Source organism: Micromonospora sp. NPDC049107 (genome assembly GCF_040648595.1).
In the GTDB taxonomy this organism is placed as follows: Bacteria; Actinomycetota; Actinomycetes; order Mycobacteriales; family Micromonosporaceae; genus Micromonospora.
Map to the genome: position 1 here is coordinate 83,915 of NZ_JBEZEC010000007.1, position 14,377 is coordinate 98,291.

The 14,377-nt window shown below is 71.2% G+C and carries 18 protein-coding genes; 9 read left to right on the plus strand and 9 right to left on the minus strand.

Translation table 11 applies throughout. The features are described from left to right. Window positions 1–250: 250 nt before the first annotated feature. The 3 genes from AB0B55_RS18240 to AB0B55_RS18250 all read right to left on the minus strand — a co-directional run bounded on the left by AB0B55_RS18240 (window position 251) and on the right by AB0B55_RS18250 (window position 3,166). Window positions 251–1,540, minus strand: coding sequence for a hypothetical protein (locus AB0B55_RS18240; RefSeq protein WP_357172351.1), 1,290 nt, complete (start codon window positions 1,538–1,540; stop codon window positions 251–253). 61 nt (window positions 1,541–1,601) lie between these two features. Next, window positions 1,602–2,177: a WHG domain-containing protein gene (locus tag AB0B55_RS18245; RefSeq protein ID WP_357129152.1), complete on the minus strand. Its 576-nt coding sequence runs from the start codon at window positions 2,175–2,177 to the stop codon at window positions 1,602–1,604. 68 nt (window positions 2,178–2,245) lie between these two features. Further along, window positions 2,246–3,166, minus strand: a complete 921-nt coding sequence (locus AB0B55_RS18250; protein ID WP_355050821.1) for a proline dehydrogenase family protein — start codon at window positions 3,164–3,166, stop codon at window positions 2,246–2,248. Window positions 3,167–3,324: 158 nt separating this feature from the next. Between AB0B55_RS18250 and AB0B55_RS18255 the strand changes: the two genes are divergently transcribed. Genes AB0B55_RS18255 through AB0B55_RS18265 form a run of 3 tightly spaced genes read left to right on the plus strand, consistent with a single transcriptional unit; the run spans window position 3,325 to window position 5,369 of the window. Next, window positions 3,325–3,594: a hypothetical protein gene (locus AB0B55_RS18255; protein ID WP_357172353.1), complete on the plus strand. Its 270-nt coding sequence runs from the start codon at window positions 3,325–3,327 to the stop codon at window positions 3,592–3,594. 1 nt (window position 3,595) lies between these two features. Further along, window positions 3,596–4,762, plus strand: coding sequence for a glutathionylspermidine synthase family protein (locus AB0B55_RS18260; protein WP_357172356.1), 1,167 nt, complete (start codon window positions 3,596–3,598; stop codon window positions 4,760–4,762). 19 nt (window positions 4,763–4,781) lie between these two features. Continuing rightward, on the plus strand, window positions 4,782–5,369 hold the full coding sequence (locus AB0B55_RS18265) for a CGNR zinc finger domain-containing protein (RefSeq protein ID WP_357129143.1): 588 nt from the start codon (window positions 4,782–4,784) through the stop codon (window positions 5,367–5,369). 13 nt (window positions 5,370–5,382) lie between these two features. Here AB0B55_RS18265 and AB0B55_RS18270 read toward each other — a convergent pair whose 3' ends face one another. Both AB0B55_RS18270 and AB0B55_RS18275 read right to left on the minus strand, forming a co-directional pair. Then, window positions 5,383–6,189, minus strand: a complete 807-nt coding sequence (locus tag AB0B55_RS18270) for a sugar phosphate isomerase/epimerase (protein ID WP_357129140.1) — start codon at window positions 6,187–6,189, stop codon at window positions 5,383–5,385. 75 nt (window positions 6,190–6,264) lie between these two features. Then, entirely contained in the window at window positions 6,265–7,209 is a 945-nt protein-coding gene (locus AB0B55_RS18275) for a Ppx/GppA phosphatase family protein (RefSeq protein ID WP_357129137.1), read from the minus strand. A gap of 80 nt (window positions 7,210–7,289) precedes the next feature. On the opposite strand from AB0B55_RS18275, the gene AB0B55_RS18280 reads away from it, so the two are divergent. The 3 genes from AB0B55_RS18280 to AB0B55_RS18290 are packed head-to-tail and all read left to right on the plus strand — an operon-like array spanning window position 7,290 to window position 8,705. Further along, a complete protein-coding gene (locus AB0B55_RS18280; protein ID WP_357129255.1) occupies window positions 7,290–8,087 on the plus strand; it encodes a hypothetical protein in 798 nt (265 codons plus the stop codon). Window positions 8,088–8,121: 34 nt separating this feature from the next. After that, window positions 8,122–8,322, plus strand: a complete 201-nt coding sequence (locus AB0B55_RS18285; protein WP_355050827.1) for a hypothetical protein — start codon at window positions 8,122–8,124, stop codon at window positions 8,320–8,322. Between the two features lie 32 nt (window positions 8,323–8,354). Next, window positions 8,355–8,705 carry a type II toxin-antitoxin system death-on-curing family toxin gene (locus tag AB0B55_RS18290; protein ID WP_357129134.1) on the plus strand — a complete coding sequence of 117 codons (351 nt, stop codon included), beginning with the start codon at window positions 8,355–8,357 and terminating at the stop codon, window positions 8,703–8,705. Window positions 8,706–8,715: 10 nt separating this feature from the next. Here the strand turns inward: AB0B55_RS18290 and AB0B55_RS18295 are convergent, their stop codons facing one another. Continuing rightward, window positions 8,716–9,294 carry a TetR/AcrR family transcriptional regulator gene (locus tag AB0B55_RS18295; protein WP_357172359.1) on the minus strand — a complete coding sequence of 193 codons (579 nt, stop codon included), beginning with the start codon at window positions 9,292–9,294 and terminating at the stop codon, window positions 8,716–8,718. Between AB0B55_RS18295 and AB0B55_RS18300 the strand changes: the two genes are divergently transcribed. Both AB0B55_RS18300 and AB0B55_RS18305 read left to right on the plus strand, forming a co-directional pair. Continuing rightward, complete coding sequence (locus AB0B55_RS18300; RefSeq protein ID WP_357172362.1) at window positions 9,283–9,516, plus strand: hypothetical protein; 234 nt, start codon at window positions 9,283–9,285, stop codon at window positions 9,514–9,516. The genes AB0B55_RS18295 and AB0B55_RS18300 overlap by 12 nt on opposite strands. Window positions 9,517–9,950: 434 nt before the next feature. Beyond that, window positions 9,951–10,604, plus strand: a complete 654-nt coding sequence (locus AB0B55_RS18305) for an NAD(P)-binding domain-containing protein (RefSeq protein WP_357129129.1) — start codon at window positions 9,951–9,953, stop codon at window positions 10,602–10,604. A 61-nt stretch (window positions 10,605–10,665) separates the two neighbouring features. On the opposite strand, the gene AB0B55_RS18310 is transcribed toward AB0B55_RS18305, so the two are convergent. Together AB0B55_RS18310 and AB0B55_RS18315 are read right to left on the minus strand one after the other, a co-directional pair. Next, window positions 10,666–11,349: a response regulator transcription factor gene (locus AB0B55_RS18310; protein ID WP_039906992.1), complete on the minus strand. Its 684-nt coding sequence runs from the start codon at window positions 11,347–11,349 to the stop codon at window positions 10,666–10,668. A 23-nt stretch (window positions 11,350–11,372) separates the two neighbouring features. Then, window positions 11,373–12,653, minus strand: coding sequence for an ATP-binding protein (locus tag AB0B55_RS18315; protein WP_357129126.1), 1,281 nt, complete (start codon window positions 12,651–12,653; stop codon window positions 11,373–11,375). Window positions 12,654–12,856: 203 nt separating this feature from the next. On the opposite strand from AB0B55_RS18315, the gene phoU reads away from it, so the two are divergent. After that, complete coding sequence (gene phoU, locus AB0B55_RS18320; protein ID WP_355050832.1) at window positions 12,857–13,510, plus strand: phosphate signaling complex protein PhoU; 654 nt, start codon at window positions 12,857–12,859, stop codon at window positions 13,508–13,510. 59 nt (window positions 13,511–13,569) lie between these two features. On the opposite strand, the gene AB0B55_RS18325 is transcribed toward phoU, so the two are convergent. Continuing rightward, a complete protein-coding gene (locus tag AB0B55_RS18325; RefSeq protein WP_355050833.1) occupies window positions 13,570–14,337 on the minus strand; it encodes a phosphoglyceromutase in 768 nt (255 codons plus the stop codon). Window positions 14,338–14,377: the final 40 nt, after the last annotated feature.

The following is a 14,377-nucleotide window of genomic DNA, read 5'->3' on the forward strand; positions in this document are numbered from 1 at the left end:
AAATCCAACGCAGTGAGTTCCAAAGGGGCATCTCTGCGTGACACACGTCGTTCCGCGCAGGCGGCCAGGCTGGTTCACTGCTGCCGCCCACCCGGACGTACCCACGTCCGCCGGACGACGAACTCGACCGGGATCCTCTGGATGCACCCGGGAGCCTCCAATGGTTCCCTCGCTCCTCGGGTCTCGCTCGCCACCGACTGGTGAACAACAGCGGCGGGTCGGATGCCCCGCCGCACCGTGGATCGAGCAGCTAGCCGGCGGTCGCGCGGACGTACGCCACGCACTCGTCGTGCAACGTCGACCAGTCCTCGCCGAACGCCTCGTCGGCGGCGGCCGCGAGCGTCGCACGGTCGTGCACCACGGCCTTGAAGAACGTCAACAGCCGCTCCGGCCCGAACCGGTCGACGAGGTGGCGGACGGCGAGGTAACCAACGCCGTAGCTGCCGCCGACCCGGTCGGCGGGCGCGTCGTCGGTCGGCGTGACGCCCTCCAACCGGCCGTCCCAACCGCCCTGGACCAGTTTGCGCACCTCAGCGAGCCCTTCGTACCGGTCGACCGGCCGACCGCCGGAACCCGAGAACTCGGCCAGCCCTTCGACGAGCCACCACGTCGTCTTGCCCGGGTATCCGCGCTCGGGCAGCGACGCGGCGTGGGTCAGCTCGTGCCGGAGCAGGTCATCGGCGCCGCTGCCGGGCAGCCCGTCGGCGTTGAGCACCACCTCGTGGTGGCCGCCACCGACCGTCACCGCGTAACCGCCGGTCCACTGTGGCCGCCCGCCGCCGTACCAGCGCTGCCACTCGTTGCGGCCGGCGTAGAAGATCCGGTAGCGGTCCGGGGGCGAGCCCGTCACGACGTACGTGTCGGCGACCTTCGCCGCCGCCTCGGCCTGGGTGAGCAGGGCGGGCAGCTTGCCGCGCAGCGCGGGTGTGGTGGCGACGATGGTCCGCGCGCCGACCGCCACGACCAGGTCGCTGATCTCCCACGGCCGGGTGCCGGTCTCGACGGACTTGGACTCCTCGACGGCGACCAGTCGGGGCGTGTCGCCGTTCTCCCGCCAGCGGGTGCCGATCAGCACCGGACTCGGTCGGCAGTCCGCCACGACGAAGCAGTACTGGAAGCGCACCAGTAGCCGCCACTCCCCCGGCCTGCCGACGACCGGCGTGGGCAGACCACTCGGCTCGGCCCGCCAGACGGTCACCTTGAGGGCGCGCAGGGCGGCGAATCGGCGGCGCAGGTCGGCGTGCGCGGCCGGATCGGCGATGGCGAGGAAGGCGGTGCGGTCGCCGCCGAGCAACGCCGTGGACTGCTGCCGGAGCTGTGCGGTCATCCGGTCGGACAACCCCCGTGCGACGGCGGTGGCCGGGTCGTCGGTGGCGGTGGCCCCGGCCCGGCTGAGCGTGGCCCGGCCGGCAGCCTCCCGGATGGCCCCAACCACCAGCACCGCCGGAAGACCGCAGCCCAGCAGCAGGACGACAACGACGAGTACGGTCCACAGCGGCCAGAGCCGCCGCGGTGCTGGCTGCTGCACCCCGTCAGTCACCCGCCGAAGGGTACGACCAATCGGCGAATCGGGCGAGGCCGACCCGGTCCGATCGGTCGGGTCAGGCCCCGCGAGCCGGCCACGAGCGGAACGCGGTGTCCAGCCCGGCGACCAACTGGTGGTACGACCGGTCGACCTCGCGGGGCAGACCGAAGCCGCCGGCGGCCTCCAGGGCGATGAAGCCGTGCAGGGCGCTGCGCAGGGCGCGGGTCGCGTCCACCGCGTCGTCGCCGGTGAGCCCGTAGCCGCGCAGCACCGCGAAGATGGCGCCCACCGCGCGTTCGCCGGCCTCGACGTGCTCCGGGTCGGACGGGTCGGGCACCCGCTGGGTGGTTGGGTAGCGCCCGGGGTGCCGGCGGGCGTACGCGCGGTAGGCGTCGGCCATCGCGCGCAGGGCGTCCCCCCCGGCCCGGCCGGCGGCGGCAGTGGTCAGCTCGGTCGCCAGCTCGGCGGTGGCGAGCGCGGCGAGCTTCTGGTTGAGCGCGTCGGCCCCACGGATGTGCTTGTAGAGGCTGGGCAGCGCGACGCCGAGTCGGCTGGCGAGCGCGGCGAGGGTGAGCTGTTCGTAGCCGACCTCGTCGGCGAGCCGGGCGGCCTCGCGCACCACGGCCTGCTGGTTGAGCCCGGCCCTAGGCACCGACACACACCCGGCTAGCTGTCATAGCCTGAAAGCTAACTCCGCTAGCCGGGCGCGTCAAGCGACGGTTACTTCTTGGAGATCAGGGCGCGGCCGAAGAAGACCAGGTTCGCCGGGCGCTCGGCGAGCCGACGCATCAGGTAGCCGTACCACTCGTCGCCGTACGGGACGTACGTGCGCACCGTGTAGCCCTCGCCGGCCAGCCGGGCCTGCTCCTCGGGACGGATGCCGTAGAGCATCTGGAACTCGAAGCGCTCCGGCCCCCGGTCGAACCAGCGCGCCCGGTCCTCGCCGATCGAGATCATCCGCGGGTCGTGCGTCGCCAGCATCGGGTACCCGTCGCCGGACATCAGGATGTTCATGCAGCGGACGTAGGACTTGTCCACCTCGCGGGCCGACTGGTAGGCCACCGACTCCGGCTCCTTGTAGGCGCCCTTGCACAGGCGCACCCGCGACCCGGCCGAGGACAGCTCCCGGCAGTCCGACTCGGTCCGCCGCAGGTACGCCTGGAGCACCGCCCCCGTCGACGGGAAGTCCTTGCGCAGCTTCGCCAGCACCTCCAACGTCGAGTCGGTGGTGGTGTGGTCCTCCATGTCCAGCGTGACGGTGGTGCCCGCCTTGTCGGCGGCAGCGCAGATCGCCCGCACGTTGTCGTACGCCAACTGTTCGTCGAACATCTGGCCCAGCGCGGAAAGCTTCACGCTCACCTCGGCGGCCGGCGTGAGCCCGGCCCCGGAGAGCATCGACAGCAGCTTCAGGTACTCGTCCCGGGTGGCCGTGGCCTGCTCGGGGGTGACGGTGTCCTCGCCCAGGTGGTCGAGGGTGACGGCCAGCCCGTCGTCGACGAGCCCGCGGGTCGCGCGCAACGCGTCGTCGGTGGCGGCGCCGGCGACGAACCGGCGGACGACGTCCCGGGTGTACGGGGCGGTCGCGACGAGCCGCTCGACCTGGGATGACCGGGAGGCGGCGAGGATGACGGAACGGAGCATGAGCCGAGCGTATCGCCCCTGCCAGGAGCCCCGCCCGGCGGCGGCTGCGCCTGCGGCGCTTGTGTAAGGAAGGGCCCCTTGTACAACAGATTCCGTTAACAAGGTGCCCTTCCTTGCCTGGGGCTGCGGCGCTGGCGTCGATCGGCTACAACGATGCCGTGAACCAAAGCCCCCACCGCCGGCTCCGGTCGGCCTCCGTGCAGCTCGGCGCGCTCACCGCTCTCGCGCTCGCCCTCTCCGGCTGCAACATGACCTCCGACGACGACGATGACGACTGCGCCCTCGGGCCGGTCGGTGGCGGTGGCACGGTCGCGCTGGGGATGCGGGTGTCCGCCCCCACCGCGGGGCGGACCGGCGGCGAGCCGACGACCGCCGCCCTGCCCGAGCGCGGCGGGTTCGGCACCCACCTCGCCTCCTGCGGCGGCTGACGTGCGGCGCGAGGCCGTGACGCCCCGGCCCGACTGGGACGCCACCATCCGGGCCCAGGGCCTGGTGTACGTCGACACCGAACTGCCCGACGGCGGGATCATGTCGTACTGGGACGAGACCGCCGCGTACGCCTTCGACCTGGACGAGGTGCTGCGGCTGGAAGAGGCCACCGAGGAGCTGCACCGGATGTCGGTGGCCGCCGCTGAGTACGTGGTGGCCCAGCGCCGGTACGCCGAGTTCGGCATCCCGGAGTGGGCCGCGGAGGCGGTGGCCCGGTCCCTGCGCGAGGCGCCGCCCACCCTCTACGGGCGATTCGACCTGGCGTACGACGGCACCTGGCCGCCGAAGATGCTGGAGTACAACGCGGACACCCCGACGGCGCTCGTCGAGGCGAGCATCGTCCAGTGGTACTGGCTGGAGCAGACCCGCCCCGACCTGGACCAGTGGAACAGCCTGCACGAGCGGCTGGTCGGCGCCTGGGCCAAGATCGGCGCCGGGCTGCACGACCCCCGGGTGCACGTGCTCTGGTCGAACGAGGAGGAGTCGGGCGAGGACCACATGACCGCCGGCTACCTCGCCGAGACCGCCCGGCAGGCCGGCCTGGACGTCGCGCTGCAACCCATTCAGGAGATCGGCTGGGAAGGCCGGCGCTTCGTCGACGCCGCCGACCGCCCGGTGACCACCTGCTTCAAGCTCTACCCGTGGGAGTGGATGCTCGCCGAGCCGTACGGGCCGCCGGCGCTGGCCCCGGGCACCCCGACCACCTGGATCGAGCCGGCCTGGAAGCTGCTGCTGTCCAACAAGGCGCTGCTCGCGATCCTCTGGGAGCTGTACCCGGGTCACGAGTTCCTGCTTCCGGCGTACCTCGACTCGCCGCGCGGCATGCCCGAGTACGTGGCCAAGCCCCTGCTCGGCCGCGAGGGCGGCTCGGTACGCATCGTCACCGCCGCCGAGGAGATCACCAACCCGGGGATCTACGGCGACGAGGGCTGGTGCTACCAGGAGTTTCGGGCGCTGCCGCAGTTCGACGGCAACCGGACGGTGTTGGGTAGCTGGATCGTCGACGGCGAGTCGGCCGGGTTGGGAGTCCGCGAGAGCGCGAGTCTGATCACCGACGGCTACGCGCGGTTCCTACCGCACTACATCGACGCGCCACGCGCCCCGTGAGTCGTCTACCGTTGGGGGTGTGAACTTCGACGCGTACGCCCGGACCGGCGTTGACCTGGTCAACGCCCGCCTGGACGACCTCGACGACCTGCGGGCCCTGTTCCCCGACGACAACGCCTGGATGCGCGACGAGGTCGCCGACCGGGACGTCGCCATCTTCCGACGGGCTCAGAAGCGGTTGCGCGATGTCTTCGAGTACGGCACCTCGGGGCGCGACGCCCAGGCGGTGACCGAGCTGAACGCGCTGTTGGAGGCGTTCCCGGTCCAGCCGCGCATCTCCGGGCACGACTCCAGTGACTGGCACATGCACGTGACCAGCCGGGGTGCCTCGGTCAGCGCCGAATACCTGGCCGGCGCGGTCTGGGGGCTCTCGGTGTGGCTCTGCGAGTACGGCAGCGCCCGCTTCGGGGTCTGCGCCGACGAGCGGTGCGGCAACGTCTACCTGGACACGTCGTCCAACTGCTGCCGGCGGTTCTGCTCTGAGCGCTGCGCCACCCGCTCGCACGTGGCGGCGCACCGGGCCCGCAAGCGGGCCGCGGTCGGCGAGCAGGCGCCGGTCGCCCCGCAGCCGACCTCGACCGCCGAGTCGCTGACCCCGGTCAGCTGACCGGGGCCACCGGTCAGACGTCGACCGGTGACGGCGCGGTGAGGTGCTCGCGGGCGAACTCGAGCGAAGTCCGCAGGTCCGCCTCGCGCACCGCGCGGCTCTTCGCGCCCCGGGTCGCCACCTCGACGGCCACCGCGCCGGTGAAGCCCCGGCCGGCCAGCGAGGAGAGCAGCTCCCCGCAGGGCTGGGTGCCGCGCCCGGGCACCAGGTGCTCGTCACGGCCCTCGCCGGTGCCGTCGCCCAGGTGCACGTGGGCGAGCCCCGCGCCCATCCGGTCGGCCATCGCGAGGGGGTCACTGTGCGAGGCCGCGCAGTGGGAAAGATCCAGGGTGTACGACGGGTAGCCGGTGTCGGTGGGATCCCATCCGGGGACGTACGGGACGAACTGCCGGCCCGCCATGCGCACCGGGTACATGTTCTCCACGGCGAAGCGGAGCCCGGAGAACCGCTCCTCGACTCTGGCCAGCCCCTCGGCGAACCCGCGCGCGTAGTCGCGCTGCCAGGTGAACGGCGGGTGCACCACCACCGTCGGCGCACCGAGCGTCTCGGCCAGCTCGGCGGCCTTGCGCAACCGCTGCCACGGGTCCGGGCTCCACACCCGCTGCGTCACCAGGAGACAGGGCGCGTGCACCGAGAGCACCGGAACGCCGTAGTGCGCCGACAGGCCGCGCAACGCGCCCGCGTCCTGGCTGACGACGTCGGTCCACACCATTACCTCGACGCCGTCGTAGCCGAGCGCCGCGGCCAGCTGAAACGCCGCAGCGGTCGGCTCGGGGAAGACCGACGAGCTGGACAGGAGCACGGGGACTCGGGACGTCACACCAGCCAGCCTAGCCCGGCTGTCACGGGGTCATCAGGACGAGCATCGGCAAACCCGTCGGCGGCCCAGCGGCGGTCACATCGGTTCGAGTTGATCGAGCCGACGGAGGATGACCCCCTCGCGCAGGGCCCACGGGCAGATGTCCATGGCATCCAGGTCGAGCCGGCGCATCACCGCCTCGGCGACCACCGCGCCCGCCAACAGTTGGTGGGCCCGGCCCGCGCCGACGCCCTCCAACTCCATCAACTGCGCGGGCGTCATGTGCCGGATGAAGCCGATGATCTGCCGCAGGCCGGCACGGGTCAGCCTGCGGTGCACCCAGAGGCCGGCGCCGGACGGTGCCGCGCCGGCCAGTCGCGCCAGGGTGCGGAACGTCTTCGAGGTGGCGGCCACCCGGTCCCAGCCCACCTCGGTCATCTGGTCGACCACCTTGTCCAGCCGGCTGTCGACGTACTCCCGTAGCTTGGCGACGGCCTCGGCGGACGACGGCGTGGTGCTGGCCGGGTCGACCCGCAGTTGCTCGCGGGTGAGACGCCCGGCGCCCAGCGGCAGCGAGACCGCCACGTCCGGGTCCTCGTCGATTCCGGCAGCGATCTCCAGGGAGCCGCCACCGATGTCGAGCACCAGCAGACGCCCCGCCGACCAGCCGAACCAGCGCCGTACCGCCAGGAACGTCATCCGTGCCTCGTCCGCGCCGGAGAGCACCTCCAGGCGTACGCCGGTCTCGTCACGGACCCGGGCGAGCACGTCGGCCGCGTTGGTGGCGTCGCGGACCGCGGAGGTGGCGAACGCGATCAGGTCGTCGGCCTCCAGCCCGGTCGCCGCCGCCCTGGCCATGCCGACCGCCTTGACCAGGCTGTCCGCACCCACCTCGGTCAACGCCCCGTCCGGACCGATCTGTTCGGCGAGACGCAGGACGACCTTCTCCGAGTGGGCCGGCCAGGGGTGCGCGCCGTGATGCGCGTCGACCACCAGCAGGTGCACCGTGTTGGATCCGACGTCGAGGACACCCAGTCGCATGGTGAAGACCCTAGGTGCAACACGTTCGTGCGGCTCGTCGGCCCGCGGACGGCACCACGCGTACGCTGGTCCGGGTGACGATGGAGCTCCGCGTGCTGGTGGACGACCCGGGGGACCCGCGCAGCCGTGAGGTGCCGCTGGACTTTCCCCGGGAGTGGATCGAGTTCGCCGACCCGGCGGACGAGACCCACCTGATCCGGGCCGACCTGACCTGGCTGCTCTCCCGCTGGACCTGCATCTTCGGCCAGGGCTGCCACGGCATCATCGCCGGCCGGGCCGCCGATGGCTGCTGCTCGCACGGGGCGTTCTTCACCGACCCGGACGACGAGAAGCGGGTCCGCCGCGCCGTCAAGCTGCTCACCCCGTCGACCTGGCAGCACTTCCAGCGCGGGTTCAAGAACTGGACCGACGAGGACACGATCGACGGCAAGAACCCCGCTCGCCGCACCGCCACCCAGGGCGCCGACGGGCCGTGCGTCTTCCTCAACGACGCCGACTTCGTCGGCGGGGGTGGTTGCGCGCTGCACGCCCAGGCGCTGCGCGACGGGGTGCACCCGCTCGAATACAAGCCGGACGTCTGCTGGCAGCTCCCCATCCGGCGTGACCAGGACTGGGTGAAGCGTCCGGACAACACCAAGGTGTTGGTCTCCACCCTGTCCGAGTTCGACCGGCGGGGCTGGGGCGCCGGTGGGCACGACCTCGACTGGTGGTGCACCTCGTCGACCGACGCGCACGTCGGGGCCGAGCCGATGTACCTGTCGTACGGCCCGGAGCTGACCGCGCTGATCGGCGCGGCGGCGTACGAGCGGCTGGCCGAACTGTGCGCGGCCCGGGTACGACAGGGCCTGGTCGCCCCCCACCCCGCCGACGATCTCTAGCCGATCTTGGTAGCACTGTTGCTACCATATTCGGATGGCAATGACCCTCCGGCTGGATGACGAACGCGAACGGCGACTCCGTCTCGTCGCGGACGAGGAGGACCGATCCATGCACGCCGTCGTGGTCACCGCCATCGACGACTACTTGGCGCGACGGAACGCCAAGGAGTTCGGCGACCTCGCCGACGAGATCATCGAACGACACGCCACCCTGCTCGCGCGCCTGGCCGAGTGATGGCAGAGGTTCGATACCCCACGCTCGCCGATGTGGCCGGCATCGCCCGCAAGCTCGGCGTGGGGATCAGGGACGCCGGCCTCGTGGAGTCGGCGGTGGCTCGGCCGAGAACGAGCGTCTTCGGCGAAGACGCCTACCCCGATCTCTGGACCAAAGCGGCAGCGCTGCTGCACTCACTGGCGAACAACCACCCGTTCGTGGACGGCAACAAACGGATTAGCTGGATCGTGACTGTCGCCTTCCTGTTGCAGAACCGCACCGTCAGCATCGACCAGCTCGACGAGACCGATCAGGACGTCGCGTACGACCTCGTCATCGGCGTGGCGGAGAGTCGCCTGACGGAAGTCTCCGAAATCGCCGCCGCCCTGCGCAAACTGTTCTGAGCGCACGAAGTCAGTCGAGGGCGGCATCGACGAGTGTGCGGGCGGTCTGCTTCGCGGCCTCGGCGATCGCCGGATCGCCGTCCAGCACGCCGCCGGCGAGCCCACCGTCGAGCAGCAGGGTGAGCTGCCGGGCGAGCAGTTCCGGGTCGGCCGCCCCGGCCTTGCGGGCCAGCTCGGTCACCCAGGCCCGGACGACCGTCTTGTGCTCCACCGTCCGGGCGTGCACCGGACCGCCGGCGGGCGACTCGGCGGCCGTGTTGATGAAGGCGCAACCGTGGTAGCCGTCCCGACGACAGGCACTGACGAGGGCGTCGAACATCCCGACGAGCTGGTCGCGCGGCTCGTCGCCGGCCTCGCGGGCCGCCGCCCGCAGCGCGCCGAACCACGCCTGGTCGACCCGGTCCAGGTACGCCAGCACGAGGTCGTCCTTGCGCGGGAAGTGCTTGTAGAGCGTCGCCTTGGCCACGCCCGACTCGGCGATGACCGTGTCGACCCCGACGCCGCGTGGCCCGTGCGCATAGAACAGCCGGAACGCGGTGTCCAGGATCCGCTCCCGGGCCGAGCCGGCCGGCGTGCGGTGCACGGGCATCGGCACTCCCTCATCGTTGCTGGTGACGGGCACGATTTTACAGACAGCTCGGTCTACAGACAGCTCCGTCTGCTGCCGCTCGGTCTGCTGCCGCTCGGTCTGCTGCCGCTCGGTCTGCTGCCGCTCGGTCTGCTGCCGCTCGGTCTGCTGCCGCTCGTCGGTCCGCCGCCGGGGCTGACGGTGTCCTCGACTCCTGTCGAGCTGCCCCAGATATGGGGCTGAGCCGTCGAGGCCAAGCCGTCGAGGCCAAGCCGTCGAGGCTGAAACCTTTTCAGCCGCAGCGCGCTCGACCGCCGCCCCATATCCGGGGCAGCTCGACACGGCACAAGGGATAAGCGCCCTACCGCGCCGAACCCGCGCCGCCCCATTTTTCGGGCAGCTCGACACGGCACGAGGGATAACTGCCCCCTCCCCCGCCGCACCGCAGCCCAACCCCCCGCCGCCCCATCTTCAGGGCAACTCGTCACGGGGCGAGGGATAGGCGCCGCGCCGCACGGCAGCCCGGACCCCGCATCCCCATATCCGGGGCAACTCGACACGGAGTGAGGGACAGGCGCGATTCCAGCGTCCATGAGGGACAGCGGTAGACAGACCTGTCTGTTAGCCTACGGACAGTCGGCGCGAGGCCACCGCGCCCGAGTGGAGGATCGATCGACATGCGCATCGCAGTTCTCGGCACCGGCTCGGTGGGACAGACCATCGCGGCCCGCACGGCGGAGCTGGGCCACCAGGTCACCATCGGCACCCGGGACGTCGCGGCCACGCGGGCCGGCGCCTACGCCGCCTGGGCCGCCGAGCACCCCGAGGTCGGCCTGGAGACCATGGCCGTGGCGGCGGCCGACGCCGAACTGGTCGTCAACGCCACCAGTGGCACCGGATCCCTGCCGGCACTAACCGCGGCCGGCGCGGCGAACCTGGCCGGCAAGGTCCTGCTCGACATCGCCAACCCGCTCGACTTCAGCGCGGGTTTCCCGCCCGTTCTGACGGTCAATGACACCGACTCCCTGGCCGAACGGATCCAGCGGGAGTTCCCGCAGGCCAAGGTCGTCAAGTCGCTCAACACGCTCACCGCGGAGCTGATGGTGCGTCCGCGCCAGCTCGCCGACGGCGACCACAGCGTCTTCGTCTCCGGCGACGACGCGGAGGCGAAGCGCATCGTCACCGACCTGCTCGTCAGCTTCGGGCACACCGACGTCATCGACCTCGGTGACCTCTCCACGGCCCGGGGCACCGAGATGCTGATGCCACTCTGGCTGCGGCTCTACGGCCGGCTCGACACCGCCATCTTCAACGTCAAGGTCGTCCGCTGAGCGGACGCCGACAGCCCGAAGGGGGTCCACGCCGGGCGCGGACCCCCTTCGGATCGGCCGATCACGGCTCGAACTTGTAGCCCAGACCCCGCACGGTGACGATGAAACGCGGCGCCGACGGCTCTGGCTCGATCTTGGAGCGCAGCCGCTTCACGTGCACGTCCAGCGTCTTGGTGTCACCGACGTAGTCGGCGCCCCACACCCGGTCGATGAGCTGGCCCCGGGTCAACACCCGGCCCGCGTTGCGGAGCAGCAGTTCCAGCAACTCGAACTCCTTGAGCGGCAGCTGCACGGCACCGCCCTCGACCGTCACGACGTGCCGCTCGATGTCCATCCGCACCGGGCCGGCGGCCAGCGTCGGAGCGCCCGCCTCGGCGACCTCCGGGCTCTGCCGCCGCAGCACCGCCCGGATGCGGGCGACCAACTCCCGAGGGGAGTACGGCTTGGTGACGTAGTCGTCGGCGCCGATCTCCAGGCCGACCACCTTGTCGATCTCGCTGTCCCGCGCGGTGACCATGATGATCGGCACGGCCGAGCGCTGCCGAAGCTGCCGGCACACCTCGGTCCCCGACATCTCGGGCAACATCAGGTCGAGCAGCACGATGTCGGCGCCGGTTCGGTCGAACTCGGTGAGGGCGTCGGTTCCGGTCGCGGCGACCGAAACCTCAAAGCCCTCCTTACGGAGCATGTACGACAGGGCGTCGGAGAACGACTCCTCGTCCTCGACCACCAGAACGCGGCTCAAGGGGGATTTCCTTTCCATTGCTGTCAGACCTGCCGTAGCTCGGCCGGACCGGCCTCGATCCCAGCCGGCGGCAGTGTCGCCAGGAGATCGTCCGGTGGGCTGGCGGGCAACCGGAGGGTGAACGTCGACCCACCGCCAAGAGTGCTCGACACCTCCACCCGACCGCCATGGTTGCTCGCGATGTGTTTCACGATGGCCAGGCCGAGCCCGGTGCCACCGGTGGCACGTGAGCGGGCCTGGTCGGCCCGGTAGAACCGCTCGAAGATCCGGTCCACGTCCGTCGGGGCGATGCCGATGCCCTGGTCGGCGACCGCGACCTCGACATGTTCGCCGTCACCGCGGAGGGTGACCCGCACCGTGGTGTCCTCGCCCGAGTAGTTGATGGCGTTCTCCACCAGGTTCGCCACCGCCGTGGCGAGCTGGCTGTCGCTGCCGTACGCGGTGAGACCGCGCTCGCCGTCGACAGTGACCTCGACCCCCCGGGCGGCAGCCGTGGTCCGGGTGCGGTCGACCACCTCGGCGATCACCCAGTCGAGCGCGACCGGCTCCGGCGGCGGCTGCGGCTCGGCGCCCTGGAGCCGGGTCAGCTCCAGCAGCTCCTGCACCAGCCGGCCCAGCCGGGTCGACTCGTGCTGGATCCGTTCGGCGAACCGGCGGGCGGCGACCAGGTCCTCGGAGAGGTCCGGCGCCGTGGCGTCGGCCGGCTCGGTGGCGTCCAGCAGCGCCTCGGCGAGCAGTTGCAGCGCCCCGATCGGGGTCTTCAGCTCGTGACTGACGTTCGCCACGAAGTCCCGCCGGACCCGGGTCAGCCGGTGTGACTCGGTCACGTCGACAGCCTCGACGGCGATGAAGCCGTTTCCGAGACCCATGGCCCGCAGGTGCACGCCCAGCGGGTTCTCCCCCGCGCTGTCGCGGCCTCGGGGCAGATCCAGCTCGATCTCGCGCCGCACGCCGGTGCGCCGCACCTGACCCGCGAGGGTACGGATCAACGGGTGCGCGGCGATCGAACCCGGTGTGCTGCCGGTCCGTAGGAGCCCCATGGCGCGGGCGGCCGGGTTGATCAGGACGGGGACGTCGTCGTCGTCCAGTACCACGACACCGGCGCGGAGCGAGTCGATCGTCCGACGGCCGAGCCCGGCCTGCTGCGAGTCGGCTATCGCGGGCCTCCCTGTGCTCCAGCGGGAGCTCGCGCTACCCGTCGACGTGGAGCCGCCGCGCGCCGGCAGGAACCGGGGCAGCAGGACACCGACGACCACTCCGGCCGCCAACGCCACGGCCACCACGACCGCCACTGCCCACTCCACCCGGCGATCGTAGGGTCATTGTTAACCTGGCTACCACACAGAACGGGACGAATCACCCTCACTTCCGAAAGTGTTCACCCCCACGTCTGGCGTCGTTCACCCTGGTTCATCCGGGGTCCGTCAACGCCCCCTACCGTTGGCGTCGCACCTGCTCAACCCCTGCGCCGACACCCGTCGGCGGCGACCGACCACAGGACGTGATGATGCGCGACGAGTTCCGGGCCGACCTTCAGATCGTCAGCCAACTGCTGGTGGACATGGCGGAGGGCATCCGCGCCGCCATGCGCCAGGCCACCCGGGCCCTGCTCACGGCCGACCGGCAGGCCGCCGAGACGGTCATCGAGCGGGACGCCGAGATCGACGACCTCTACCGGCACGTCGAGGAGCGGGTGTGTGACCTGCTCGCCCGGCAGGCGCCGGTCGCCTCCGACCTCCGGGCAATGATCACCGCGCTGCACGTGGCGGCCGATCTGGAGCGAATGGGTGACCTCGCCGAGCACGTGGCGAAGACCGCGCTGCGCCGGCACCCCTCCCCGGCTGTTCCGGCCGAGCTGCGGACGGTCTTCACCGAGATGTCCGACATCGCCGACCGGATGGCCGCCAAGATCGGTTCCGTGCTGGCTAAGCCCGACGTCGACCTCGCCGCCGAGTTGGACCGCGACGACGACGCCATGGACGAGCTGCACAAGAGCCTGTTCGCGGTGCTGCTCGGCGACGACTGGCCGTACGGGGTGGAGACCGCGATCGACGCCACCCTGCTGGGCCGGTTCTACGAGCGCTTCGCCGACCACGCGGTGAACGCCGGCGAGCACGTGATCTACCTGATCACCGGCGAGAACACAACCACCGCCAGCTGAAGTGCAAGGAAGGGCCCCTTGTTATCGCTTTTTGCATAACAAGGGGCCCTTCCTTGCACTTAGCGGCCCTGGTTGGCGACCGCGGCGGCGGCTTCCTTCGCTGCCGTCGGGTCGAGGTAGGTGCCGCCCAGGGTGAGCGGGCGCAGCTGCGGGTCGAGGTCGTAGCGCAGCGGGATACCGGTCGGGATGTTGAGCTTGGCGATCGCCTCGTCGGAGATCTGGTCGAGGTGCTTCACCAGGGCGCGCAGCGAGTTGCCGTGCGCGGCCACCAGCACCGTACGGCCGGCCAGGATGTCGGGCACGATCGAGTCGTACCAGTACGGAAGCATCCGCTCGACGACGTCCTTGAGGCACTCGGTACGCGGCATCAGCTCGGTCGGCAGCAGCGCGTACCGCGGGTCACCCACCTGCGACCACTCGTCGTCGTCCGCGATGGGCGGCGGCGGGGTGTCGTACGACCGGCGCCAGAGCATGAACTGCTCCTCGCCGTACTCGTCAAGGGTCTGCTTCTTGTTCTTGCCCTGTAGGGCGCCGTAGTGGCGCTCGTTGAGCCGCCAGGACCGGCGCACGGCGATCCAGTTCCGGTCGGCGGCGTTGAGCGCCAGCTCGGCGGTGCGGATAGCCCGGCGCATAACGCTGGTGTGCACGACGTCCGGCAGCAGGCTGTGCTCGCGCAGCAGCTCGCCGCCCCGCCGTGCCTCGCCCTCGCCCTTCTCGGTCAGGTCGACGTCCACCCAGCCGGTGAAGAGGTTCTTGGCGTTCCAGTCACTCTCGCCGTGCCGCAACAGGACCAGCGTCCCGACGGTGGGCCCCTCGCTCGCAGTCATGCGGATCATCCTGCCTCAACCCGGTTGCGGACACGCGGGC